This is a genomic window from Ornithinibacillus sp. 4-3 (genome assembly GCF_040958695.1).
In the GTDB taxonomy this organism is placed as follows: domain Bacteria; phylum Bacillota; class Bacilli; order Bacillales; family Amphibacillaceae; genus CALAMD01.
Genome location: NZ_CP162599.1, coordinates 2,193,175 through 2,217,083 on the forward strand (window position 1 = coordinate 2,193,175; position 23,909 = coordinate 2,217,083).

General features: G+C 33.7%; 23 protein-coding genes and 2 tRNA genes. 6 read left to right on the forward strand and 19 right to left on the reverse strand.

Annotated elements, in window-relative coordinates; genetic code table 11:
• Positions 1-461 precede the first annotated feature (461 nt).
• Positions 462-1,241 carry an IclR family transcriptional regulator gene (locus AB4Y30_RS10785; protein ID WP_368652240.1) on the reverse strand — a complete coding sequence of 260 codons (780 nt, stop codon included), beginning with the start codon at positions 1,239-1,241 and terminating at the stop codon, positions 462-464.
• 322 nt (positions 1,242-1,563) lie between these two features.
• Between AB4Y30_RS10785 and AB4Y30_RS10790 the strand changes: the two genes are divergently transcribed.
• Together AB4Y30_RS10790 and AB4Y30_RS10795 are read left to right on the forward strand one after the other, a co-directional pair.
• Positions 1,564-1,637 (forward strand) — tRNA-Gly (locus tag AB4Y30_RS10790).
• 12 nt (positions 1,638-1,649) lie between these two features.
• Positions 1,650-1,723 (forward strand) — tRNA-Arg (locus AB4Y30_RS10795).
• 324 nt (positions 1,724-2,047) lie between these two features.
• On the opposite strand, the gene AB4Y30_RS10800 is transcribed toward AB4Y30_RS10795, so the two are convergent.
• From AB4Y30_RS10800 to AB4Y30_RS10815, 4 genes are all read right to left on the reverse strand, one after another.
• Positions 2,048-2,320, reverse strand: a complete 273-nt coding sequence (locus AB4Y30_RS10800) for a zf-TFIIB domain-containing protein (RefSeq protein WP_368652241.1) — start codon at positions 2,318-2,320, stop codon at positions 2,048-2,050.
• Positions 2,321-2,508: 188 nt separating this feature from the next.
• A complete protein-coding gene (locus AB4Y30_RS10805) occupies positions 2,509-2,700 on the reverse strand; it encodes a twin-arginine translocase TatA/TatE family subunit (RefSeq protein WP_368652242.1) in 192 nt (63 codons plus the stop codon).
• A gap of 22 nt (positions 2,701-2,722) precedes the next feature.
• The gene (locus AB4Y30_RS10810) at positions 2,723-4,432 is read right to left on the reverse strand and encodes a GMC family oxidoreductase (protein ID WP_368652243.1); all 1,710 of its coding nucleotides are present in this window, start codon (positions 4,430-4,432) and stop codon (positions 2,723-2,725) included.
• Positions 4,433-4,453: 21 nt separating this feature from the next.
• The gene (locus tag AB4Y30_RS10815; protein WP_368652244.1) at positions 4,454-5,029 is read right to left on the reverse strand and encodes a gluconate 2-dehydrogenase subunit 3 family protein; all 576 of its coding nucleotides are present in this window, start codon (positions 5,027-5,029) and stop codon (positions 4,454-4,456) included.
• A gap of 11 nt (positions 5,030-5,040) precedes the next feature.
• Here AB4Y30_RS10815 and AB4Y30_RS10820 point away from each other — a divergent pair, with 11 nt between their 5' ends.
• Positions 5,041-5,724, forward strand: coding sequence for a TetR/AcrR family transcriptional regulator (locus AB4Y30_RS10820; RefSeq protein WP_368652245.1), 684 nt, complete (start codon positions 5,041-5,043; stop codon positions 5,722-5,724).
• Positions 5,725-5,812: 88 nt separating this feature from the next.
• Here the strand turns inward: AB4Y30_RS10820 and AB4Y30_RS10825 are convergent, their stop codons facing one another.
• The 5 genes from AB4Y30_RS10825 to AB4Y30_RS10845 form a co-directional block, all read right to left on the reverse strand.
• Positions 5,813-6,310, reverse strand: a complete 498-nt coding sequence (locus AB4Y30_RS10825; protein WP_368652246.1) for a metallophosphoesterase family protein — start codon at positions 6,308-6,310, stop codon at positions 5,813-5,815.
• Between the two features lie 22 nt (positions 6,311-6,332).
• Positions 6,333-6,929, reverse strand: a complete 597-nt coding sequence (locus AB4Y30_RS10830) for an XTP/dITP diphosphatase (RefSeq protein ID WP_368652247.1) — start codon at positions 6,927-6,929, stop codon at positions 6,333-6,335.
• Between the two features lie 3 nt (positions 6,930-6,932).
• On the reverse strand, positions 6,933-7,694 hold the full coding sequence (rph, locus tag AB4Y30_RS10835) for a ribonuclease PH (RefSeq protein ID WP_368652248.1): 762 nt from the start codon (positions 7,692-7,694) through the stop codon (positions 6,933-6,935).
• A 208-nt stretch (positions 7,695-7,902) separates the two neighbouring features.
• Positions 7,903-8,976, reverse strand: coding sequence for a GerMN domain-containing protein (locus AB4Y30_RS10840; protein ID WP_368652249.1), 1,074 nt, complete (start codon positions 8,974-8,976; stop codon positions 7,903-7,905).
• A 72-nt stretch (positions 8,977-9,048) separates the two neighbouring features.
• Positions 9,049-9,507 (reverse strand): MarR family winged helix-turn-helix transcriptional regulator, encoded by a 459-nt coding sequence (locus tag AB4Y30_RS10845; RefSeq protein ID WP_368652250.1) that lies wholly within the window; start codon positions 9,505-9,507, stop codon positions 9,049-9,051.
• Positions 9,508-9,946: 439 nt separating this feature from the next.
• Here AB4Y30_RS10845 and AB4Y30_RS10850 point away from each other — a divergent pair, with 439 nt between their 5' ends.
• A complete protein-coding gene (locus AB4Y30_RS10850) occupies positions 9,947-10,171 on the forward strand; it encodes a LuxR C-terminal-related transcriptional regulator (RefSeq protein ID WP_368652251.1) in 225 nt (74 codons plus the stop codon).
• A gap of 181 nt (positions 10,172-10,352) precedes the next feature.
• On the opposite strand, the gene AB4Y30_RS10855 is transcribed toward AB4Y30_RS10850, so the two are convergent.
• The 3 genes from AB4Y30_RS10855 to AB4Y30_RS10865 all read right to left on the reverse strand — a co-directional run bounded on the left by AB4Y30_RS10855 (position 10,353) and on the right by AB4Y30_RS10865 (position 12,597).
• Positions 10,353-10,625 carry a hypothetical protein gene (locus AB4Y30_RS10855; RefSeq protein WP_368652252.1) on the reverse strand — a complete coding sequence of 91 codons (273 nt, stop codon included), beginning with the start codon at positions 10,623-10,625 and terminating at the stop codon, positions 10,353-10,355.
• A gap of 393 nt (positions 10,626-11,018) precedes the next feature.
• The gene (locus AB4Y30_RS10860) at positions 11,019-11,300 is read right to left on the reverse strand and encodes a hypothetical protein (RefSeq protein ID WP_368652253.1); all 282 of its coding nucleotides are present in this window, start codon (positions 11,298-11,300) and stop codon (positions 11,019-11,021) included.
• 235 nt (positions 11,301-11,535) lie between these two features.
• Positions 11,536-12,597, reverse strand: a complete 1,062-nt coding sequence (locus AB4Y30_RS10865; protein ID WP_368652254.1) for a hypothetical protein — start codon at positions 12,595-12,597, stop codon at positions 11,536-11,538.
• An 839-nt stretch (positions 12,598-13,436) separates the two neighbouring features.
• Between AB4Y30_RS10865 and AB4Y30_RS10870 the strand changes: the two genes are divergently transcribed.
• The gene (locus tag AB4Y30_RS10870; protein ID WP_368652255.1) at positions 13,437-14,135 is read left to right on the forward strand and encodes a hypothetical protein; all 699 of its coding nucleotides are present in this window, start codon (positions 13,437-13,439) and stop codon (positions 14,133-14,135) included.
• A gap of 175 nt (positions 14,136-14,310) precedes the next feature.
• Here AB4Y30_RS10870 and AB4Y30_RS10875 read toward each other — a convergent pair whose 3' ends face one another.
• The gene (locus AB4Y30_RS10875) at positions 14,311-14,820 is read right to left on the reverse strand and encodes a YfiT family bacillithiol transferase (protein WP_368652256.1); all 510 of its coding nucleotides are present in this window, start codon (positions 14,818-14,820) and stop codon (positions 14,311-14,313) included.
• Positions 14,821-15,219: 399 nt separating this feature from the next.
• Here AB4Y30_RS10875 and AB4Y30_RS10880 point away from each other — a divergent pair, with 399 nt between their 5' ends.
• Positions 15,220-15,714: a hypothetical protein gene (locus AB4Y30_RS10880; protein ID WP_368652257.1), complete on the forward strand. Its 495-nt coding sequence runs from the start codon at positions 15,220-15,222 to the stop codon at positions 15,712-15,714.
• A gap of 136 nt (positions 15,715-15,850) precedes the next feature.
• Here AB4Y30_RS10880 and AB4Y30_RS10885 read toward each other — a convergent pair whose 3' ends face one another.
• The 5 genes from AB4Y30_RS10885 to AB4Y30_RS10905 all read right to left on the reverse strand — a co-directional run bounded on the left by AB4Y30_RS10885 (position 15,851) and on the right by AB4Y30_RS10905 (position 23,577).
• Positions 15,851-15,970: an Ltp family lipoprotein gene (locus tag AB4Y30_RS10885; RefSeq protein ID WP_368652258.1), complete on the reverse strand. Its 120-nt coding sequence runs from the start codon at positions 15,968-15,970 to the stop codon at positions 15,851-15,853.
• A gap of 179 nt (positions 15,971-16,149) precedes the next feature.
• Positions 16,150-20,418, reverse strand: coding sequence for an AAA family ATPase (locus AB4Y30_RS10890; protein WP_368652259.1), 4,269 nt, complete (start codon positions 20,416-20,418; stop codon positions 16,150-16,152).
• 128 nt (positions 20,419-20,546) lie between these two features.
• A complete protein-coding gene (locus AB4Y30_RS10895; protein WP_368652260.1) occupies positions 20,547-21,326 on the reverse strand; it encodes a hypothetical protein in 780 nt (259 codons plus the stop codon).
• A 183-nt stretch (positions 21,327-21,509) separates the two neighbouring features.
• On the reverse strand, positions 21,510-22,826 hold the full coding sequence (locus tag AB4Y30_RS10900) for an IS1380 family transposase (protein ID WP_368652261.1): 1,317 nt from the start codon (positions 22,824-22,826) through the stop codon (positions 21,510-21,512).
• Positions 22,827-22,962: 136 nt separating this feature from the next.
• Entirely contained in the window at positions 22,963-23,577 is a 615-nt protein-coding gene (locus AB4Y30_RS10905; protein ID WP_368652262.1) for a hypothetical protein, read from the reverse strand.
• Positions 23,578-23,909: the final 332 nt, after the last annotated feature.

Sequence of the window (23,909 nt, forward strand, 5' to 3'; positions counted from 1 at the left end):
GACTATAAATTTTTATAGAATTATATTTAGACAACACAAAAAATTATTAACCACTTGATAAAGGAAAGAATTTAAATGTTACCTTCAGTGATTAATTAATATTATTTGATATAAGAGAGTCTAATTTATAGGTTGATGGCATCTTAGATTAAAGAGGATTAATAGTAAACAAGTATTTATAGGATTAGGGTTGGTTTTGAAAATAATGTATTAGTTACATTAAGAAGAGGTTACCGAAGAATAGAAAGTAATTTGAACTATGAATTTAAGCTTTAAATTTTAAAGAGGCGGTAGAGGATTACAGGTCTTAATTCAAAAATTAATGTACTTTTAAATTTTTCTACAAAACGATATGCTACACCCTTATCGGTGTAGTATCAAAATCCACAATTCTGTTAAGGAAATTTTGATACTCACCTTAAGAATAGATAAATGCACAGAGCAGCATTCTAGAAAATGTGTTATTTATCAAACCCTAACTTTCGTGAAATACTTTGAGCACTACTTACCACTTCGTTTGTCATTTCATTGAATTGTTCATTTGATAAACGATGAACTGCACCCGAAATGCTGATTGCCGCTTCAATATTTCCGAACATATCAAAAATAGGTGCAGCTATACATCTTGCTCCTATTGCTATTTCTTCATTATCCAGGGCATACCCTTTTTCTCTTACAAACTCAAGCTCTTTATTAAACTCTGTTTTGTTAGTAATCGTATTAGGAGTTATTTTTTTGAATTCTATCTCTTGTAGTAGCTCATTCAGTTGTTCATTTGGCAAATACGCAGCTAACGTTTTACCAATAGCAGTAGCATGAATTGGAGATTTCGATCCTAATGCTTCAGTAAATTTCAGTTGATGTTCACCTTCAAATACAGCAACATATAATATCTCATTACCATCAAGGACACCGAGATTTACAGATTCACCTGTTTTAGAAACTAATTTTTGCATTTCAGCGTTGGCAACACTAATCAAAGTGTTTTTTTCTAATAAATTCTTAGTAAGTTCAAGCATTTTCAAACCTAAACAGTATTTACCATCTTCTTTTTCTCTCGTAATATAACCGCGTTTTTCGAATGTAGTTATCATTCGATATATTGAAGATTTTGGCTGATCTAACTGTTCCACTAGCTCTAAAAGATTAAAAGATTTTTCTGATAATATTTCTAATAAATCCAAAGCTTTATCAATGGAGTTAATAGTATAGCGATTAGAATTTTTCTGTGTTTCACTCATTTTTTATCACCTAATTCTTTCTAAAAATATTTGGTTTCACTCAGTGAATATATAGTATCAATTTGAAAAATATATGTAAACTGATTTTCTGAGTTTTAAAAGGAGATTATAAATTTATCAAGAACTGAAATAGACTTGAATGATCATAAAATATTTATAAATCTCCGGACTATCATGAACACTATTATCACAATAAATACGATTCTCATTTTCCTATTTTTTTATTGATATATTCAATTTTAAAATCCATAAAATAATAAACTCCAAAATATATTGACAAATGCACAAAATAATCATATAATAATTTTTGTTGCTACAAGTTGCGGGTGTAGTTTAGTGGTAAAACTACAGCCTTCCAAGCTGTTGTCGTGGGTTCGATTCCCATCACCCGCTCCATATTATTTTTTTGTCTCAGTAGCTCAGTAGGATAGAGCAACAGCCTTCTAAGCTGTGGGTCGGGGGTTCGAATCCTCCCTGGGACGCTTCTAAGTGATAAAGTCCGTCATACCAACGTTTAACTGTCGAAGTTACATCCGTTGATATAGACGGTATTTTTGTGTTATTAATCTTTTTATGAACGGGGCTTTCGGACTCGATCATTCATGGCCGTTGGACTTAAATGGTTGTATAATATTGGCTGTACAATAAAATAACCTCCCAAACGTTATAGTTTTATTCTACTAATAAAAAATTAACTGCGAAGTAAGGGCCGTACGCTCTCACTTACACAGTTAATATTACACTCAAAAAAACATCTCACTTATGAGATGTTTTCCTTTTATATTTTTCGTTATTTAATTACTTCATCAATCGAAAATGTCACCAATTCTGTCTAGGAAATTCTTTTTTCTCTTTTTCTTATGATAGTACTTTGAATCGTCTTTTCTATAGTAATCGTCTTTATAGCGTTCTCTATGCCAATCGTTAAAGTCGTCACGGATTTCTCTCATACCACCCATTAACTTATCTAATTCTCCGCGATCTAACCATACCCCTTTACACTGAGGGCAAACATCTATTGTTACTCCTTCTTTATCTACTTCTCTCATTCTAATATCATCACATACTGGACAATTCAATTCAACTACCTCCTTTTCTGTATTTTATATTTATAAAACAGGTGGAGTCAAATATATTGTCAATATTATTTTTAAGGTTCTTTTTAGGTATGAAAATATGTTTCAGATGAGCATAAAAACCTAAAAATATCCTAATACAAATATATAATCTATATCAGGATATTTTTATAAAAGTTAAATACAAATCTTTACTGCTTTTCTTTTTCCTTTTCTTTCCCAGTTTCATCATCATCATCTGCCATTAAATTTTTTGTACCACTTTTGAACTCACGTAATGTTTGTCCAACTGCTTTACCTAGTTCGGGTAATTTCTTCGGTCCAAAAATAATTAATGCAACAACTAAAATTAGTATTAAGCCTGGTATACCTATTTGTGCCATTTCTAAATTCCTCCATCGTCAATTAGACTAGTAATCCACCTTGTTTGGCATATTTCTGGATCCCTTCAGCAGCTCGATATGCTAATGCACCAAGTGTTCCTGTAGGGTTTACCCCACTTTGATTAGCAAAAGTGGATGCGCCTAAAATGAATACATTTTCCATATCCCAAACTTGAGAGTAATTGTTTACAACTGAAGTATTAGGATCCTCTCCCATTATTGTACCACCAATACTGTGTTCTGGCACGAATGCGCCAATATTATAATCTCCTAATTGGTCAAATGCCATAACATGATCCGCACCTGCTTCTTGGACGATTTCTTGACAGCGGTTAGTCATAAAGGTATGTAATGCTCGTTCATTATCTGTATGATTTACTGTCATTCTAAGTAAAGGCTGCTCATAAGCATCTTTATAGGTAGGATCAAGGCTTAAATAATTATATCTATTTGGCATTGCTGCTGATTGAGAAAATACCATTAATTGTCTATTAAAATAATGGATGGAGTTTTTCTTATACTCTTTCCCCCAACCTGGAGTTCCAAGCGGTGCTAAGTTACCTCCAATTGGTCTTGTTCCAACCTGACTCATACTAATAAGCCCTCCATGGAGAAAATCTAAATCAGAATGATCAAAGAAATCACCATTGTAATCGTCAATAGATACACCTAGGGCACCAGCACCTGCATAATCATTAAATTGTTTATTATCATAGAATCCAAATGCCATACTTAAGAAATGGTCACTATAATTTTTACCAACTACACCTTCACCTGTTTCAGGATCATATGGTTTACCTATATTAGATACTAGCATTAATTTTGTATTAGAAAAAGTATATGCAGCAAGAATTACGATTTCAGCTTCTTGAATAAATTCTTCACCCGTTAATGTATTGATGTACCTAACACCTGAAGCTTTTTCTCCATCATGAATGATATCTACAACATGAGAATGAGCTCTTAACTCAAAATTACCTGTCTCATTTGCAACAGGTAATACAGTAACTAATGGATCTGCTTTTGCTCCATACTCACAGCCGAAGTGATCACAAAATCCACAATATTGACAAGCGACTCTTGAGATTCCATCAGGGTTTGTATAATTCTCTGATAAGTTTGCTGATGGTGAAATAAAAGGATGTAAACCCATCTTCTCTGTTGTTTTTATAAAAATATCCATTTTCTCTGTTTTCTTCATTGGAGGAGTTGGGTATTCCCAATTTTTGGGTCGAAAGTGATTTGCTTCTCCAGAAATCCCTGCCATGTTAACGAATTTTTCATAATAAGGATCAATCAATTCTTCTGTGATACCCCAATCTTGAATTGTCATATCTTCGGGGATCTTACCCTCTTCGTAACGTTCAATGGTTTTACTTCTAATTTGGAAATCATAGTCTAAAAATAAATGAGTAAATCCATTCCAATGAACTCCTGCTCCACCTACGCCTGTACCTATACTAAAAGCAGACATTTTTCTCATTGGCAGAGCACGCTGACTAGTATTATTTCTAAAAGTTAATGTTTCCTTAGATAAATCTTGCATTAGTTCTTTTCGTTGAACATATCGGAGTTCATCATGAGCCGTTAGGAAATCTTCTGTTTTCCGCTCCTTTCCTTGCTCAAGTCCAACTACCTTCATTCCCTGTTTTGTCAGTTCAGAGGCAATGATTCCACCAGCCCAACCAACACCAACTACTACTGCATCAACCTTTGGTAATTTTGTTGCCATTTTGATACCACCTCACTACGATTAATGTTTATGCATGGAGCTTAAGCTATGTGGGTCCTTCTCTACAAAATTCTTCTCTTCTATAACATCCATGTAGGACATTTGATGGCCAGGGAAATTTTTCATTTTCCAGCCTTCCATGTCGCTATTACCACCATACATTGGATCTGAGTAGACACCTTCTATTGTTAGCGATTGTAACATCGCAAAGAATTGTGCAGATGAAATACCAGATAGCTTCACCTTGTTCTTACCTTCTAAATCCTCAAAATCTATCAAGATATTATCTTGCTGCTCCTCCGTTAGATTTTCAAAATTATCATTATGTGATGATGTAGAATAAGTTTGAAGCCCCTTTAATCCAAGCATGAAAATTTGAGCATTTGTTTGTCTTCCTTGATATCCTTGCGTAGCTTCTCCTGGATAAAAAGGACCTTGCATATATTCTCTTGTACTGTTTCCCCATGGAGATGCTAGTTGATGATCAATAAAATAGGCAACATCCAATTCCTTTGCCCCTGGTCCTAATTCATCTTTTGGAAAAATCCTTTCTGCCGCTGCTTCAACTGTTCGAAATTCTTCTAAATTAAAATACATAAGCGCCCGATTTGAATGACTTTCAACTATTTTTTCTTCGACTTTTACCTTTTGATTATCAAATAATAATCCTCCGAAAACACTACCAGCTAATAATCCACCAGCAGCAAAACCAGAATCACGTAATTACAGAATCTCTTATTCAATTAATAGATGAAAAAGGATTTGAAAAAGTTACCGTTAAAGACATAGCTGAAAAGTCCACTGTGAATAGAGCAACATTTTATCTTCATTTTCGGGATAAATATGATCTTATTCATCAATGCATCGAACATATTTTCAGCGAAATTCAAAAGGGAATCATTATTGCACCAAATATTTATGATTTCTTTAGTAATAAACCTCACCCAAATTTTGTTCATATTTTTGAAACGGTTCGAAAACATAAATATCTTTTTAATGTATTACTTGTAAAAGAAAGAAATAAACTATTTACCTCTGGGCTAATGAATATATTCCATGAACTTGTGGCGGTTGGTTTGGATCAATTTGAACCTGATGATTCAAATTTAAATGCTCCAAGAGAAATTATTATCAAGATTTATGAAGCTACATTTTTGGAAGTAATTATATGGTGGATTGAAAATGATTTTAAATATTCTAGTGAATACATGGCAAAAATCCTTTTAACTACCATACTTAAGGGTCCTTATCAACAGCTTCCTTTGGAGAGAAATTCCTTAAAAACGGAGTAATCATCAAATTTATTTGGATTTTAGCCATAAAAAAATGAGCTCGATATCCTTACCGAGCTCATCACATAAAATCCTTATCTATATTTATTTAAAACTCCAAACGCTCCAATTCTTTTCCGTCCACTGTATAAAAGCTTACTTTTATACTATCCTTATCTTCCCATTCCATCACTGCATAAGATTCAGGGGAGGCTGATTTGGACACGTAGACACTTCCTGGGTTAATAAATAGTTGTTGACCAATTTTCTCTGCACCAACAATATGATTATGTCCATAGCAAACAACATCCACATTCACTTCTTGAGCACGATAGGAGAGTGTAAATAAATCTTTTTTCACATCATAAGTATGCCCATGCACTACATAAAAAGAAAGCTGATCGATTTCAAACTGTTCTTCTAAGGGAAATTGTGTATTATGATCGCAATTCCCCGCAACTTTAATCATCTTTTCTAACACAGGATGGTCAAATGCTAGCTCAGAATCCCCACAATGAATCATGTAGTCAATTTCATGTCTTGCTTTAATTGCTGCAACCTCGTCAATTAATCCATGATTATCACTAACAATTAATACACGTGTCATTATACAATCTCCCCTCCTAGTTTTATTTTAGTACACTTAAATAAGCTTGTAATTTTTCTAAAGCATCATTTCGGTGGCTAATCTTATTTTTCTCATCTGCAGAAAGTTCAGCCATTGTTAGCTCGTAACCATTAGGAATAAAAATTGGATCATAACCAAAGCCGTTCATTCCTTTTTGTTCGAAAGCAATTTTTCCTTCACAATAACCAATTTGATGGAAGGTCTCTTTACCTGGCTCAGCAATTGCTAATACACAGACAAAGCGAGCGGTTCTATCTTCCAATGGAACTTCTGCTAATTCACTCATCACTTTATCTATATTTGCTTGATCTGTAGCTTGCTCACCAGCATAACGTGCTGAATAAACACCTGGTCTTCCGTCTAATGCATCAATTACTAATCCAGAATCATCAGCCAATACCGCTTGTTGATAGAAATTAGCTGTTTCTTCTGCTTTAATAACTGCATTTTCAATAAATGTAGCTCCTGTCTCAGCAATATCATGAATTTCTGGAACCATATCAAGTAAGGAAACTGCTTGAATATCATAGGCTTCGAAAAAAGCTGCAAACTCTTTTGCTTTTCCTTTATTCTTCGTTGCAATAATGATTTTCTTCATGATTTATTCCCCTTCAGGTTCCTTTGCTCCAATTTTATCTGCTAATTCCCCTAAAATTTCCTTTTGCTGAGCAAATAACTGCTCCATTCCTTCTTCCGCTAATCCAAGCATAGCTTGTAAATCTTTCGCATTAAATGTAGCTTCTTCTCCACTACCTTGGATTTCTACAAATTCTTTTGAACCTGTCATTACAATATTCATATCTACATCCGCACGAAAATCCTCTTCATAATTTAAATCTAGTACAGCGTTACCTTCTGGAAGAACTCCAACAGAAATGGCTGCTAAAAAGTCTGTTACTGGCATTTTTTCTAGTGTCTTATTTTCTAATAAATTTCCACAAGCAAGCACTAATGCAACAAATGCTCCTGTAATCGAAGCTGTTCTTGTTCCACCATCTGCTTGAATAACGTCACAGTCAATCCAAATTGTACGTTCCCCTATTTTATTTAAATCTACAACAGAACGTAAAGCTCTACCAATTAACCGTTGAATTTCCATTGTTCGTCCGCTAACTTTTCCTTTAGAGGATTCTCTAATATTACGCTGGTCCGTCGCTCTTGGTAGCATCGCATATTCAGCCGTAATCCATCCTTTACCCTGTCCACGCAAAAATGGAGGTACACGATTTTCAATACTTGCATTACAAATAACCTTCGTATCTCCAACCTCTATTAAAACAGATCCCTCTGGGTGTTTAACAAAATTTGGAATCATTGTAATCGGTCGTAATTCGTTTTCTTTTCGTTGATCTTTTCTTAACATACATCTACCTCCTAAGTTCACTCACAATCTTATCATATTTTTCTAGCATCAACATGTAAAACCCTTTCTATTCAAAAAGAAAAACTTCATAATCATAGCCAAATTACAATTAGCCATGGTTATGAAGTAGCCTTTTATTTGTCATGCGTATTTAAACAAATACACACTTATATCACATAACATGTTGTCTTTATTATTTAGATTGAGCTTATAGTTTATCCTTTGTAGAAAAACTTTCTTTTGTTACAGGCTCATCGTAGCTTTCTCCATTTTCACGTTTCAAGCTATCCATGTTACTTACTTTGATCTGTACTGCTTCAATGGTAGGTTGTTCTGTTAATGTTCTTACAAGTGTTTCAACAACTTCATCTGAGATAATTTGTTGATCAACATCCTCTAAAATCATTTCATTGAAATGCAGTGTAACCACACCATCTTCAATTGTTGGTGGCTCAGCTAATCCAGCATCTGGATGAAATACATGGACAATATTAGTTGTAAATAACAAGCTTGTACCACCTAATAGTGAGTTAACAATTGTTTCAATCTTATCCTCATCATTTTTCTCCATATATTGAGTAACTGGAATATAATAATCTTGATCTTGGTACTGTGCTGGATAATAAATAGTTTCTGTCTCACTCTGAAGGAAATCTGTTATATCATTATTCAGTAGATTAATTCCATTTGCTCTAGAATATCCCTGTGAAATTGGAGTTCCAGCTACAGGCATTTCTGAAATTGGCTCACCAGCGATATGAAGTTTTATCCGCTCTACATTTTCAAACTGTGTCAGTGTATATGTCATTGCTTGTAAAATCTTCAATTCTTCCTGTTCAGCATACTCCTTAAATTCTTCGGAAAAATCAACAACTAATGTACCATCTTTTTGTAAATCCATCCCAAGAACTTCTGTTCCTTCAGGAAGCACTGCTTGAAAACCATTTGGAAGTGATGGCGTAATTGGTCCGCCTCGAACGAGATACTCTAATGCTTGTGTGGCAACCTCATATGATGGAAGTAGTGGCATCTCAATAGATTGTGGTGCAACCATTCCATTTGCATCTAGTAAAAATAACTCTCGAAATACACTAGAAGCTTCAGGCTCTTCCTCTGGTTCATCCTCTTCTCCCTGCACGCGCTTAGCGGCACTCTCTTGCTCCGAATAATCTATCTGTGGCATGTCCATTTCCTCTAACGTCTGTTCTCCCTGAAAACACCCTGCTAATAAAATAATCATGATTATCCATGATGCTCGTTTAATAATTGTAGCTAAATGCACATTGTTCCCTCCTATTATGACAGTTTGTACTATCATTTATACGAGAGTAAGTTGCTATTTAGACCTAGCATTCTAACGAGAAATATATTTTTCATCGACAATCTGCATACGATCTAATAATAAAGCTAGTAATTCATTTAACTGATCAATTTGTGCATTCGGCATTCCATCAAGTACTTCTCCTAAATATTCTTGACGCTTATGAATAACTTCTCTAAGAATTTCACGCCCCTTATCAAGTGCGTGAATACGCACAACCCGACGATCCTTTTCATCACGCACTCTTTTTACCAGGCCATTCCCTTCCATACGGTCGACAATATCTGTTGTAGTACTAAACGCCAAACCAATACGATTAGACAATTCACCAATCGTTAAGTCTCCCTCTTCTATCACACAATATAATGCAGCAAACTGTGGTGACGTAATTGGATAGCTTGTTAATATATTTCTTCCTTTTCGTTTTATCATTCCTGCGATTTTACGTAGTTGAATTTCTGATTCAACAATAGACTTTTCTATGTTCTCCAAATAAATCACTCCTTCTCTCCATCAACCGTCCTGACCCGAAAATGATGCTTAGATTTTAAATCAGATTATTAAACATCAATTCAGATCCTTCTCATGCTGTATCCATTTTTCATACATTAATTCTAAATTTTAAAATAGTACATATAGCTTCTACTCATGTCTTCAGATGTGAAGCTTGTTTAGATTGAGCCATTGTCTTTTAAAACACACAACATGCAGCCCATTCTATTCATTAAAGTTTAACAAAAAACAGCAAAATGGTCATTTGTTTTTCATCTTTATTGACTTCAAATCATTGAGATTGTGATAATTCAACGAATCTTATACTATTTTATGTGCATCTAACTATGCACCATACTTGACTTTGTGACATATCTTAATATTGACTAAATAACTTCCCTTCATATGCAGTTCTATAACAGCAAGGAGGGGTTGCCAATTGAATGACTCTCATTATAGGCCAAACAATGTTTTAACAAAGCGGGAACGAGAAGTCTTTGAATTACTAGTTCAGGACAAAACAACGAAAGAAATTGCTGCTGAATTATTCATATCTGAAAAAACTGTTAGGAATCACGTTTCTAATACGATTCAAAAACTCGGTGTTAAGGGGCGATCGCAAGCAGTAGTAGAGCTTCTTCGTATGGGGGAATTGAAGCTCTAAACAAAACCGACTTTCCATTTTTGTGGAAGTCGGTTTTTGTGTTGGAGATTTTAATTAAAAATTATTGATTATCCTTAATTATTTGCATGCAAAATACTCGTATTCAAATGAAAAAGATACTAGACAACGCTATTCGTTATTTAGTATCCTCAGTTATTCAGACAAGAGCCCTATAAGACAATTATTTTACTAATTCATCTAACCGTCTTTGCAATAATTCAATTTGTTTTTCCATCGACTTTAACCGTTCTTCTTGGTTATTATTTTCGTTGCTTTGTGAAAGTTGTTCTTGAATGGTTTCATCAATGGCAATTTTTGCTGAATATGCTGCTATTGCATCACCAATAGTGGATAATATTCCACCCAGTAAAGCCAATTTCAAACTATACGCTATATTAATATCTTCAACATTTAATTTAGACTGTTCGTCTTGCTTGTTATATTCCACGAGCATCAACCTTCTTTAATTATTAATATTGATGCAATATCATATTCTGCAAGGCTCAGAAGAGTTAAATGTTTAACCTGTGTTTATTATGAAAATTAGACAAGAGCTTAAAGTGATTTTTGTACGTGAAACTTAATTTACACATACTTACCACTTCACAAATTGTAGTTATTGTGCATCATCATAGAATACAAAAGTAATTTTATATTTGTCTTGTAATTTGATAATGTAATAGTTAAATTTCACCATGAAATAGAATAAATGAACTCAAAGTAAAGTTTTCATCATTCTTTTGCTTGGTAGATCCATACCTTTTTAACTTTGGCTTATCCATTCTACTATTTTATCTAGATTCATGGTGTTTCCTCTCTTTGAAAAAGAAATACGAGTGACTTAGTTTTAATTGGCAGCTGATTCACCTTTCTCAATAACTTCAATCATATACTCATAATATTCTTTCAGTCTTTCTTTATCTGATTCTAATGATGCTCCTTTGGCGAACCTAGCAAGCGAACCACTTACTGCAGTATTAATTGATTTGTTTACTCCCCCTATTACAACTGGAATAACATCCGTTTGAGTAATATATTTATTCGTATATCTTTCAAAAAGTTTGTAGTCATCTTCACTCACATCTTCAATTGCAATATTTTTATCTATGTTGTCTAAGATTCTGTCCATAACTTGCATTGCATCTTTAGCTAATTGTTCATCTACATTTTGGTTTTATGGAAGAAGGTATTGTTTGGATTAATATTCGTTTTACTTTTAGTTGGGTGTGGAGGGGTAAAAATTCATATTAACTCAACGAAATTGCATCTCTTCCCCTTTTCTTATCCGCCATCTAAACCCATAATGATATTCTCCATAAAAAAGACATCTCATGATGAGATGTCTTTACAAAAGTACTTTTGCTCTATTCAGCTATTGTACCTCTTGAAATTTTTAAATATTGACCATCTTTTACATTAACAGCGAATTTCCCATTAAAGTTTTCATTATTATCTATGTTAGTATTACCCACTGGTCCATTCATAACTGCAACATATCCATCGCCAATACTTTCAATAACGTATTCTCCTGGTTCAATATCCAAACCAACTTTATACCAGCCTGAACCTTTATAATCTTCTAGTTCATTTAATATTTCATAAAGTTCTTTTGCACCAGAAACCCCTAAATCACCTAGAGCTTCAACTTTTACCAATGCGCCTTTTGTTTCCACATTTCCTTCTTCATGTACATACACATAACCAAAACTATCAAAGTTTTCATTGTCAATAATACTTCCACTTATTTCTTTTTCAGCATAGTATTGACCACTTCCGTCAAATGTAACAAATGCATATTCACCCTTCGGTATATCTCCTTTGATATATGAACCTGTATCGAAAGCTAAACCTTCATCAATTAAATTCACAATATCTTGAATCATCTGATCACGAGAAATTGTTTCTACAATATCTTCCGCTTCTATTTCTGTTTCTGTGGTTTCCTCTGTTGTTTCCTCTGATTCATCCTCTGATGTTTCTTCTTCCGCATCTTCTGATTTATCATCATCAGATACTTTAGGTTCAAAATCAACTACAAAAGTTTCTTGGTGGCTTACATCATAATCTTTAACATTAATTTCTATATTGTACTCTCCGCTTTCTAAAGGATCTCCACTTTGACTAAATTGATCAGTTATAAAAACACCGAACTTATTTATTCCTTGTTCATCAGTCGCTGTATAATCATTTTCTATTCCGGTTACCTTAACTGTCACTTCTAAATCTTCAGGAGCATTCTCAATTGTACCAGTAACCAAAATTCTACCGAACATGTCCCTTATTTCTAAAGATGAGATTTCTAGTTCTTCTTTCAACTGTTCTACTTCATCCCCTGAATTTTCTGGAATTTCAGCTTTAGACTGTTTATCACTACCACAACCAGCTAAAAATAAAATTAACATAAATAAAAATAATACCTTCTTCATAAACCCACCCCTATAAATAGTAATAGTTAAATATTACCATAAAATGGAAGTGGTGATAGCTATTTTCTCTATAACCATTTAATTTTTCCTATATTATAATACTTTTACCCAAAAACATTTTATTGGGTAGATAGTGTGAAACATTTAATAATTAAAGGATAAATACTCTAAACTCCTCGCGATTGTATTACAAATATGATTCAAAAACTAGGTGTTAAGAAGTAATTGTAGAGATCAATTAAAGACAAAACCGACTTTCCATTTTTGGGGAGGTCGGTTTTGGTGTGAAATTCATCTAAAAATTTTTAAAATGACATCATATTGAAATAATGCCCAAATTCACCACAAAATCACCTAATAGCCACCTTTAATCCAATTAAATAGATGTTTTTTCCTTTTTATTACAATTAAATATATAAAAATTCCATTTTCATGTTAGAATGGAATTTGGTCAATAGTCGAATTAGTAAAGCTTTTTCAAAACAATTAGCCCCTTTGCATTAGCAATTGGCAATATCAGCATAAATCTAAAAGTTGGTAATTGCTCACAAGCATGGGCACACTAGATCACACCTCAGAACTAACATCATTTTTTTGCGTAGTAACACCCTTCTCGATCACCACAGCTAAGAACATATCCATTACAACATGAAGATCAAAGAAATAGATAATATTGACACTGCTCTAAATGAGGTTGATACCTCAAAAAAATTTGTAGCTTGTATAGGTATTTTGAATCTGAACATTTCCCCTATATATGAGGAGGATGATTTACATAACGAGAAAATAAAAAGAGCTTTTAGATTTAAAGATAATTATAAAATATTGGATGTGAAGATATGGAATTTATAAGTAATTTAGGTGCTCTTACTATTACGTGTTGTTTATTTTATTTGCTTTACTATTACATAAAAAAATCAAAGAAGAAAGAGAACATCTTTCCTAGAAAAAAGTTTCTCACTTATCTTATAGCTGGGACCTTATTATTTCTTATTGGACAAGGATTTACCGATAATAGTTCCAAGCAAATAACAGAATTAAAAGAAATAAATGAAGAGCTTCTTTCAGAAAAGGAAGGTTTATTATCTGATATTAAAGGTTTAGAAGAGGAAATTGAAGAATGGAACGATACCTCTTCAGAAATGGAAATCGAACTTGGAGAATTACAGAAGGAAAATTTAACACTTACTGAAAACTTAGAAGAGATAACAATTGAAAATGAAGAGCTATCCAAAAATAATACAGAACTTGAGGATAAAAATAAATTATTAGAAGAGCAAATAGCTTCATTAGAAAAAGAAACAGCAAAATCAGAAGAAGTTAATACGAATTCTAACGATCAAGCCCCAGTAGCCTCTAAAAGTGAACAAACCCAGCAGCAACCTAAACAAGAAGTGAAGAAAGATTCACCAAAGCAAGAAACAAAACAAGAAGTAAAGAAGGAAGAACCAAAAGAAGAAGAACAATCATCTGGAGATTGTGATATCAAAGGTAGTAAAAACGGTATTTACCATATCCCAGGTAGTACTTTATTATAGCCGTACTACAAATGTTGTTGAGTGGTTTTGCTCTCCAGCAGATGCCGAGGCAGCTGGATACAGAGCTCCAAAAAGATAGAAATAAGAAATCAAAAAAACCGACTCCCATTTTTGTGGAAGCCGGTTTTTTTAGTAGTCTAAAAATATTTTCTATGTTATATCCTTAAAACTTATCTTATTTCGATAAAGCAATTTTAATATGTTCTAAATGATGTTCTTCATGCCAAGATAATTTTGCAATCTTTGTTGCGACGGGAATCTCACCGTTTATCTCATGTACAAAAGTTCGATTTAATTGTTGTTCTGTCAAACTATTTCCTAAAGCAACTATGCGTTCATTAATTCCCTCTAACATTTTAATGGAGCTTTCTATAGGAAGCTCTGTATCAGGTTGAATAGCCCATTTATCTTGAATGAAATTAGGTACTACTGGATTTTCGTCTGTTAGAGCTAATTTCAAACGTTGATACATATTCAACTGTGAATCTGCAATATGATGAACCAATTGACGCACATTCCAGCTTCCCTCAGCATATGTTTTGCTCAATTCTTCTTCACTTAAAGAATCAACACTTTCTCTTAAACGAGTTGTATAACTTTTAATTTGTGTTAGCCATCCTTGGACATCCTCAAGTGTTACTTTTTCAGGTACATCTAATTGACCGATCGGAAATTTCACATCCATATTCAATCTCCCTTTCTTGTACAAGTATTAACCTACAATATATCTAATTTACTACGATCTTGTAAACATACCCGCTTAGTTTACAAAAATATGAAAACGTTAAATCTAGAAAATCTATTTTGCAAAAATTTCTTTCGTAGAAAATCATTTTTGAGACATATTAAATATTTATATTTATAAAATTCCTTGAATTTGATACCAGAATATAATTTTTCCACACTTCAAAGAAATTAGATCTAATATGTAGTATAATTATAGCTACTTGAATGGTAAAGAATTGTGAATTATCTTGCGAAAATTTAAAAGGTCATGAAGAATCTAGTTGCTCGTATGTTCTTAGAGCTACAAAAAGGCTTAACAAGGGTATATGCGAAAAAATATATAAAAAGGATGATAGTAATGACTAATGAAACTTTAAATAAAATTCTAAAAAAACTAGATGGCTTAACCAATGAACAGCAGCAAACAAAACATGCTGTTGGTGCTTTAACAAATGAACTGCAACAAACAATACATGCTGTTGGTGTGCTAACTAATGAACAACAACAAACAATGCATGCTGTTGGTGTACTAACTAATGAACAACAACAAACAATGCATGCTGTTGGTGTACTAACTAATGAACTGCAACAAACAAAGCAAGTTGTTGATGGCTTAACCAATGTACAGCAACAAACAATTCAAGCTGTTGGTGCTTTAACAAATGAACAGCAACAAATGAAACAAGCTATTGATGGCTTAGCGGAGGAACAACAACAAATTAAACGAGCTGTTATGGAAACAAACGAAAGTGTGAAAAGACTTGAGTCTATACAAAACAGTCAACATCGTATAATAGAGCTTCTCTCCACGCGTTCTATTGAACAAGAAGCTGAGATTAAACGGATTAAATAAAATAAGCATGAAACACGATAATATGGGTATTAAATTAACAGTGTCTACACTAGTTTAAATTGTATTATGCTTGAAATAAATCTCCACAAAAATCGAGAGACTCGATTTTTGTTTTCATCTCTATATGTATATTCTATTAAAGCCCTACTTCATCTACAGCATGTGTAGCATGTTCATTACTAAACCCTTCAATTTTTAGCTGTTCAATTAAACCACTTCTTGAAAAACTTAAATAATCTAAGTAATTCTCAGCCATTTTTACTGCTTGATCTTACCAATCAATAGTTATTTGATTTACTCCATAAGTAGCATTTTCATCATCAAAACCTTAACGTTTCATGTAACTTTAGAAAAATCATAAGACCTACTTTATTTAGATGAAGAATTTAAAACTCTAAAAAACCGACTTCTACAAAAAAGAAGTCGGCATTTTATTTAGGATAAGTCTAAATCCATTTCTGTTATTAATTTTTTGTCTACTGTATCTGATATACCCTCTAATCGTGACATTCTCAAATCAAGATTTCGTTTGGCATTTTCGATTACTGTTTTAGCAAAACCAGCATTTCCAAAGGTACGATCACGTTTCATATAGGCTAATTTTAATTGATGTAGTAATCTCTTTTCCGCTTCTTCAGATATTTTATAATCATCGGCATATAAGGAAGCAATTTCTAGTAATTCTGGTGCAGTGTAGTCCTCGAAAACTAATTGCTTTGCAAAGCGTCGAGCTAAGCCTGGATTACTTGCAATAAATTCTTCCATTTCATGTTTATAGCCAGCAGCGATAACCATAAATTGACCTTCTTTATCTGACATCTGTTTTAATAATACTTCTACTGCAGTATGTCCTGGATCATAGCTATCTTTATTGGTTAAGGTATATGCTTCATCAATAAACAAAGTACATTGATGTGCATATTCAATTAATCTACGTGTTTTAGCTTCTGTCCCCCCACGGAATTGGTCCACTAAAGCAGTTCGATCCACTTCTATTAAATCGCCTCGCTCTAAAATTCCAAGTGCTTCATAGATACCCGCTAGAATTCGCCCTACTTCTGTTTTACCAGTTCCAGGGTTTCCTACTAAAACGGTATGACTAATTAGATTTGTGAAATCGCGTCCTTCTTTTTTATAGTAGCGGATTAAATCAACGGTATCTTGAATATCCTTTTTCACATTATCTAAACCAACTAGACGATCTAGTTTTGTTAACCATTCTTCTAATAATTCTTCATTGATTGGCATATCATATTTCGTTCGTTTTCTAGTCCCTATTACTTTTTCAACATCTTCTATGGTGATCATTTTTTTCTCAAGCTCTTCGCCTTTTTCAAATGCATCAATTACACGATTCATACAGTTCGTTGATATTCTTTGAAAGGTTGTTCGAACAAAACGCGCATTTCCAAAGGCTCTATCCCGTTTGCGGTAAATATCGATAAAATACTGTTCAACTATAGATAAAACATCTGTTTCAAAATGATAATCGCCTTGTTCTGCTAGCTGTTTAAAAATAGCTAATAATTCATCAGGCGTGTAATCTTCAAACATAATGCTATTTGAAAATCTGCTGTGTAATCCTGGATTTGATCGTAGAAAGTCTATCATTTCATTTGTATATCCTGCTGCAATTACAATAAACTCTCCACGCTTATTTTCCATTGTAGCTAGAAGCATTTCAATTGCTTCTTTCCCAAAATCTTGTGTGCTATCTCGTTTGGAAAGGGCATATGCTTCGTCAATAAACAATACACCGCCTTGTGCTTTTTCTAACACTTTAGCTGTTTTTTCTTCAGTCTGTCCAATATATGGCCCAATGAAATCATCACGTCCAACTTCTAATAAATGCCCTTTTTTCAACAGTCCTAATGCATTATAGATCCGTGCTAATATTCTAGCTACTATCGTCTTTCCTGTTCCTGGGCTTCCTAGAAGAAGTGTATGTGATACCAAATTCCTTATATCTTCTCCTTGTGCCTCATTATATCTAACATGTCTAATCAATTTATGAATACTATTCTTTACAGATTCTAATCCAATTAATTGATCAAGTTCATCTATAGCTTTCGCAAGTTCTTCTTCATTAATCACACCATAAGCTGATCTTCTTTTTGCTCCTGGGAATACAGTAATAATATCTTCTTCTGTTATAGTTGTTACAAGCTCTGTCGTCCAGTGCTCTTGAGGTATTTTCATAATACGCTGTGATAATGCATCTGTAATAGCTTGGCTTTTATTACGAACTAATCTGGCATTAGCATAATATTTATCTTGACTCTGATATAAATCTACAAAGATATCATATAATAAGCTTTCTGCATCCTCTGTTAATACTTGTGCTTCTGATTTTGTAAATCGTTTGAAAATCTCTAACATTTCATCTGGTGTGTAATTCTCAAAGTGTAATCGCTCATTAAATCGACTTGGTAAACCTGGATTCGATTTAACAAACTCATCAATTTCTTCTGAATAACCAGCAATAATCACTGATAATCGCCCACGATATTTCTCAAGAGCTGGTATTAATGTCGTAATAACTTCATGTCCAAAGTCATTTGTATTATTATTTTTTATCAGGGAATATGCTTCATCAATAAATAGCACCCCATCAAGTGCTTCTTCAATTTTTTTCTTCGTTCTCTCTTCTGTTTGACCAATATAAGGACCAACAAGATCCTCACGATTTGCTTCCACCACATGACCTTTTTTCAGTAGTCCTAAGGATTTATATAATTTCCCAATCAACAGAGCAATAGAGGTTTTTCCTGTTCCTGGGTTACCTGTAAATACTAAATGTGGTGCAATTGGTTGTTCACTCGCTATTCCTTGTTCAAGTTTATATTTTATCAAGGTAATCTTATTTGTGATTTTCCTAATATGATTTTTAACAGCTGCTAAACCAACATAGTTATTTAACTCTTGCATCACGGTGTCAAAATCTACTTCTTCACCAGTATTCGGTGTATACGTGTTTACATCTCTCTCCTGCAGTTGCTGGTCTTGGGGTTGTCGAAGCTCTAGATCTTCATGCTCATCATCAAATTGGCAATCTTCTAGATTCACATTGTTTTGGTTTCCACGAACATTGGTAATACCATCAATAAATTCAACACGACGTAGCACTACTGAAGCATTCTCATCCACATCCACTTGCGTATTATTTCTACTAAACATCGTATCTTCAATGGTTGCTTTAGCATTACCTTTCATATAAATACCACATGAATTCCCTTTTTCAACACGAGAATTTTGTAAAAGTAAATTCGTATTTTCCTGCATAAAAAGCTGCGGATAATTTAGATGACCAGAAATCATTGTATTTGTAATGGTTGCATCTGTCGTCCCATAAAGAGAGATTGCATTTCCTTCTCCATCCTCAAAATCTGATTCATCAATATGTAATTTTGTTACCTCTGACGCAAAAATTTGTGGATAAAAATTTTTGTGAAAACGACTTCGTTTTACTGTTAGGCTACTTTTCGTATATGCGCTAATTCCATTCTTTTTACTTTCACTAATATTGGAATCTAAAATCGTTACATCCGCTTTCTGTTCAATTACCATGTTTACTTCTGTAGCACGTAAAATATCTGTGTGCTTAATCACTGCAGTTCCACGGGTAATTGAAACATTCCCGTGTAAGCCGTCAACAATCTCTGAATTTGTTATGGTTAAATGACTAGCATTAGAGCGAATTTGATATTCTTCAAAACCTTTTATTTTGACTTGGTTTATATTTACAGTAGCGTCTTCAGCATAAACGGCATTTTGTTTACTATCCATTAAATGACATGCTTCTATAGTTGCTTGTGCATTTTTTACAAAAATTGCAACTGCTCCATGCTGATCTATATGAGTATTAGTTAAAGTTAAAGTTCCTTTTTCTTGGACTAGAATTGCATTAGTAGCGCCAGCAGTAATGCGACAATGATTAGCTTCTGCCTGTGCACCATCTACTACTGCTAATTGTGGAAATTCGTTTCCCGAAAAATCTACATAATCAAGTTGTACTTTGGCATTTCTTATATTTACTCCATTTGATTTAGAATTATCAATTTTTGTATTAGACACCTCAACAAGCTCAGATGTACTAATAGATAGATTAACTCCATGATTATTATCCAAATGGCAATTATTCAATTTACCAGTACTTTGATCTGCAAAAGCTACACCAATCGAAGCACCGTTTAAGACTTTTGTATTTGATAATTGCAGATGCCCCGTTTTTACAGCAAAAACTTGATCTGACTTATTAGATGTTTTCTCAATGATAGAATCTCTAATATCTGCTTTTCCATAAACAGCAATACCATAATCATTTTCTGTCACCTGGCAATTGTTCAGCTCAAGGCTTCCAGCTGCTTCTACATAAATGCTATTCCCTTTTGCTTGTGAAATACTACAATTATTAATAATCAATTTGCCTCGACGAATGTAGATTAATTGTTCAATATTATCAGCATGAATTTTAAGGTTATTTAAATGAACTTCTTCTGTAGAATCTATGATAATTTGATTCGTTAAAATAACCTCTCTATTTTCATCTTCAGCCACTATTGTAATCCCTTTTGTTATTTCAATTTTTTCAGCATAGATGCCTTGTTCCATTGTAATGACATCATGATCATTTGCTGTCTCTAATGCTGCAGACAATGTTTTAATTGGTGAAAATAAGCCTTGTTTGACTTTGATAATTGACATAGGTTACTCTCCTCATCTTACAAACATTTCCTTGTTAATAAGTATATTGTAGTTAGCAATTTTTCACAATAAGTTTGCTAAAATGAAGGAAGAGACTGGAAATTCCAGCCTCTTCCTTTTCATCATGATTATTCAGCATCCAATATATATGCCATTCCTACATCATCATTGAAAGTATCATAATAATAAACAAATACTTTTCCAGTTTCTTCATCTAAAAATGGTCCTACAGCATCACCATTTCCCAGTGAATAATGTTCCTTCACTTCTCCAGTTGTAGCATCTAATATACTAAAGAAGTTCTCTCCTTCTCCTCTAGTATTACTTAGAGCTTCTGTGAAAGTGTAGATATTATTATCTCCGTAAACAGCACGCACATCATAGGTAAAATCATCATCTGTTGCATCACGTTTTTCTATTTCGCCAGTAGCTGTTGCCCAGATTAGTTTATAACTATCCTTATCATAAGCAAGCACACCATTTTCAACATGGACATAGAAAAAATTATTCTTCCTATCAATTGTTATATTTTGATCTTCATATGGCATATCAATTTCAATAGGCTCTGTTAGCTCTTCTTGTTTTCCATCTGTCTCATGATAAGAAATAATTTGTAATTCATAATCTACACCACTTGATACATTTGCAAGTGTATAAAACATATCCCCATCGGCAGCCAGATCATAATAAAGTCCAGTTTCTTCAAATAGCTTTTCTCCATTTTCTAGTGAGTAAACTGTCATTTCTTCTAGATTCATAGCGATAAGGCTATTATCAGTTACATATAGATTAGGATTCCACATATCACTGATGCCTACTTCTGTTTCCCAAAGTGTGTCTCCTGAATTTACATCAAGTGCGTAAATTCTTTCGGCTTCAGCAATATAAAGAATACCTGAATTATTCACACTTTTAAAATCAACTCATGAATAAAGACAATATCAAATATTTTCTCTTCCCACTAAAAAATCATGGTAATTTCGCATCCTTAGTTTTGATTTTAAAATGAACCATTGCAAATAGCCTGCTTTTGGGCAGACTGCCCCCTTGATCTGACATTACATTTTTAAAAAGATCATTACTTGATGGATTTACTCCAGTTTCAGGTTCTGAATTCGCTGAAGTACTGTCCAAAAGAATTTTTGGTAAACAAAACTCGATGATAATTTAAAGTAAAGGGATCGCCCTGATTTTACTAATTTACTGGCAACTTTAATGATCCGTGTTCGTATGGTTTCTATTTGCATCTTTTTTTGTTCTTTTGGAAAACAAAGCGTACGCAACCAGTTGGTTAAGTTATAGGCGAGTAAACTCAACATCATTCTTACTTCGTTTACTTGGAAAGAATGGCTATTCATTTTATCTAGGCCAAAACCATTCTTCGCTTCCTTGATGTAGTTCTCCATTGTGCCTCTTTTTTGGTAAGCAAGGACGATATCCTTTGGAGAAAAGGCATCTACTAAATTAGTCACCATGAACGAATGGTTAAAAAATAATTCACCTGCAGGGCGTACGGACTTTATAATCACTTTTCTAGGTTTTGACCATGATTTTGCTTGATAAACAGTTTCTTCATAATAACATTCCGTCTTCGTAACATCAGAAGGTACAGATGAAGGATAGAGTTCATCCGCCAATCGTTGCAGGTTCGCATTTGATTTGAGCCGGATCACATAATAAACGGACTCTTTTTCACACAGATCATATAGTGCTGGAACTGCAAAACCACTGTCACCACGAACAAATGGTGTCGTCTCTGGGAATTTTTCATTGTAATGTTCAAGAAGTGGCTGAATAAAATCCACCACACCATTTGACGTATAGACATTTCCAGGACGCAGCTTCGCTTTGATAAAGTCACCAGTTACCCCATCGAAAGCAACCAGTGGGTGGAAACCGATTGTTCCATAATGGGCATTATAAGCCGCAGATTCTTGATTACCATAGGTATCTGAATGAGTAGAATCCAAATCAAAGATAAGTGCCTTTGAATCTCTGAATTGATGCATTTTGTCCATAAGTTCTTGGTTGGCCTGATTTAATTGTTCGACCGATTGATGATCAAACCGTTTGAAAAAACGGGATAAACTTGGTTGAGAAGCTAGCGCATCCGTTCCAATCACTTGAGTAAACACAGGATCTTTTGTCAATTGGTCAGCAGCATCATCTTCAGAATATCCAGCAATGATTTGATAGATCTTTTGACGGAGCAAATTTTCGTTTGAATGAACATAGTAAAGTCTCTCGTCTTTCAAATGGAGATGTTGCGCTAATGTTTTTGAAAAACCGATCCTTTCATCGAATTCTCTAAAGAGGAATTCACCTGTATCGGAAGAAAGGGAACCTCCATTATTTGACAATTTAATCTGGTGATTGAAATCAAGCGTTAATTGCGATAAAGTAGCCATTATAAGAATCCTTTCTGTTGGTTATTTGTTCGCGCTTTAACCTTAGCAGAAATGGATTCTTTTTTCACTTTTTAGATGAGTAGATCTTTAGCAAAAAAGCTGATTAAACAGGCGATAACAGTTTATTATCGATTTTCTATGAATAATTCAGGAGAATATCATCTTTTTTCGTAGTTGTAATAACAGAATCCTCGGCATCAGCAATTTCTATCATTTCATTCGTAACTACATCAATTTCATATAATGCGATATCGTCATGATCATATACTACAGTATCTGTTGGTCGGAAATAATCGAAGTAATAAGTATTATCATAGAGTGCACTGTATTCCCAAGTATTTAGGTTTCCTTCATCGGCTTGATTCTGTGTTTCTTCATCAACTGGATTAATATTCACTCGACTACCTGTCTGATAATCTGTAAAGATAGCCCGATCATCGTTTTCAAAAATCAGTGTTCCATTCGATGCAAAGAAATAATAATAATCATTTGGATGTACTGCATCTTCAAAGGTTACCACTTCAAAATTACCTTCTTCTATAGAAATGGCTTCTTCTTGATGTAATGGGAGAACTGATACTTTAGAAGCTGGTTCTTCCTCATCTTTTTCATCGCTATCTTCTTCATTTGTTTCATTATTCTCTTCTACTTCCGCACCTTGTTCTTCATTACCAGCTTCCTGGTCATCACTACTACATGCACCAAGAACTAATAATACTGTAAGCAGAAAGAGAAAAAATAACTTTTTCATTGATTCACTCAACATCCCTTCTATTTTAAAAATATAATCACCTTTATAAGCGGCGAGAATGCATTTTTTTACCCAGCAAAAATAGCTCAGTTTTTTATGTATTAGTGGAAGAAATTTATCTTCTACTAGTATTCTTATGAACTCAAAATCTGAACATCAATATAACAAAATATCCTTATAGAGGTTGTTCAAAAAGGTCAACAAAAATAACACGGTAAGCAGTGGAACTTCGACGTTCGACACGTCCTGTGTCGAACGTCCAAGTCATCACATCCTATGAAAGTCGTTAGCTTGCTTTTCCGTTCCTTGAAAAAGAAAAGCATTTTTTCTGC

Bases quoted from the DNA above. Each gene is read 5' to 3' on its own strand.
- AB4Y30_RS10785 (WP_368652240.1), bottom strand. From the start codon at position 1,241: ATGAGTGAAACACAGAAAAATTCTAATCGCTATACTATTAACTCCATT.
- AB4Y30_RS10805 (WP_368652242.1), bottom strand. From the start codon at position 2,700: ATGGCACAAATAGGTATACCAGGCTTAATACTAATTTTAGTTGTTGCA.
- AB4Y30_RS10810 (WP_368652243.1), bottom strand. From the start codon at position 4,432: ATGGCAACAAAATTACCAAAGGTTGATGCAGTAGTAGTTGGTGTTGGT.
- AB4Y30_RS10815 (WP_368652244.1), bottom strand. From the start codon at position 5,029: ATGTATTTTAATTTAGAAGAATTTCGAACAGTTGAAGCAGCGGCAGAA.
- AB4Y30_RS10825 (WP_368652246.1), bottom strand. From the start codon at position 6,310: ATGACACGTGTATTAATTGTTAGTGATAATCATGGATTAATTGACGAG.
- AB4Y30_RS10830 (WP_368652247.1), bottom strand. From the start codon at position 6,929: ATGAAGAAAATCATTATTGCAACGAAGAATAAAGGAAAAGCAAAAGAG.
- rph (WP_368652248.1), bottom strand. From the start codon at position 7,694: ATGTTAAGAAAAGATCAACGAAAAGAAAACGAATTACGACCGATTACA.
- AB4Y30_RS10855 (WP_368652252.1), bottom strand. From the start codon at position 10,625: ATGCTCGTGGAATATAACAAGCAAGACGAACAGTCTAAATTAAATGTT.
- AB4Y30_RS10860 (WP_368652253.1), bottom strand. From the start codon at position 11,300: ATGGACAGAATCTTAGACAACATAGATAAAAATATTGCAATTGAAGAT.
- AB4Y30_RS10865 (WP_368652254.1), bottom strand. From the start codon at position 12,597: ATGAAGAAGGTATTATTTTTATTTATGTTAATTTTATTTTTAGCTGGT.
- AB4Y30_RS10870 (WP_368652255.1), top strand. From the start codon at position 13,437: ATGGAATTTATAAGTAATTTAGGTGCTCTTACTATTACGTGTTGTTTA.
- AB4Y30_RS10875 (WP_368652256.1), bottom strand. From the start codon at position 14,820: ATGGATGTGAAATTTCCGATCGGTCAATTAGATGTACCTGAAAAAGTA.
- AB4Y30_RS10880 (WP_368652257.1), top strand. From the start codon at position 15,220: ATGACTAATGAAACTTTAAATAAAATTCTAAAAAAACTAGATGGCTTA.
- AB4Y30_RS10885 (WP_368652258.1), bottom strand. From the start codon at position 15,970: ATGGCTGAGAATTACTTAGATTATTTAAGTTTTTCAAGAAGTGGTTTA.
- AB4Y30_RS10890 (WP_368652259.1), bottom strand. From the start codon at position 20,418: ATGTCAATTATCAAAGTCAAACAAGGCTTATTTTCACCAATTAAAACA.
- AB4Y30_RS10900 (WP_368652261.1), bottom strand. From the start codon at position 22,826: ATGGCTACTTTATCGCAATTAACGCTTGATTTCAATCACCAGATTAAA.
- AB4Y30_RS10905 (WP_368652262.1), bottom strand. From the start codon at position 23,577: ATGAAAAAGTTATTTTTTCTCTTTCTGCTTACAGTATTATTAGTTCTT.